The organism is Streptomyces javensis (genome assembly GCF_039525925.1).
Lineage (GTDB): Bacteria > Actinomycetota > Actinomycetes > Streptomycetales > Streptomycetaceae > Streptomyces > Streptomyces asiaticus.
Window position 1 is genome coordinate 1 of record NZ_BAAAIF010000256.1, and the last position, 922, is coordinate 922.

At 71.3% G+C, this 922-nt stretch carries 1 protein-coding gene; it reads right to left on the reverse strand.

All coding sequences use genetic code 11. The features are described 5' to 3' along the window. The coding region (locus ABD329_RS47835) for a ketoacyl-synthetase C-terminal extension domain-containing protein (RefSeq protein ID WP_344318295.1) at positions 1-922 on the reverse strand (922 nt) is incomplete at both ends.

Here is a 922-nt window from a genome sequence, read left to right on the forward strand (position 1 = left end):
CCCATTGGGCGCCTTGGCCGGGGAAGACGAAGACGGTCTTGCCGTCCGTCCCGGTCTGCGCGGTCTGTCCGGTGACCAGGAGCGGGTCGGGTCGTCCTTCTGCCAGTGCGCGGGCGGTTGCCGTGCCGCTTTCCGTGTCGGTGGCGAGGATGACCGCGCGGTGTTCCAGGGCGGCGCGGGTGGTGGCCAGTGTCCAGCCCACGTCGACCGCACGTGGAGCGTCCCCGGCCTCCAGGTGGCCGACCAGGCGCTCTGCCTGGGCGCGCAGCGCGGCAGGGGTCTTGGCGGACAGTACCCACGGCACCACCCCGCCCGTGGCCACCAGCCCAGGCGTACCGTCCTCGTCCGTATCCGTTTCGGGCGCGTCCGTTTCTGGCGCCTGCTCCAGGATCACGTGTGCGTTCGTCCCGCTGACGCCGAACGACGAGATTCCCGCGCGACGCGGGCGCCCGGTCTCCGGCCATGCCCGTGCCTCGGACAGCAGCGACACCGCACCCGAAGCCCAGTCCACCTTGCTGGTGGGCTCGTCGGCGTACAGCGTCTTGGGCAGCGTGTTGTGCCGCATCGCCAGCACCATTTTGATCACACCGGCCACGCCCGCCGCAGCCTGCGCATGTCCGATGTTGGACTTCAACGAACCGAGCCAGAGTGGCTGCTCCTCCGGGCGGTTCTGGCCGTACGTGGCGAGGAGCGCCTGGGCCTCGATCGGGTCCCCGAGACTCGTACCGGTGCCGTGTGCCTCCACCGCGTCCACATCGGCCACCGACAGCCCGGCGTTCGCCAGCGCCTGCCGAATCACCCGTTCCTGGGACGGGCCGTTGGGCGCGGTGAGGCCGTTGCTGGCCCCGTCCTGGTTGACGGCGGTGCCACGGACGACGGCCAGCACCTGATGCCCGTTGCGGCGGGCGTCCGAGAGCCGTTC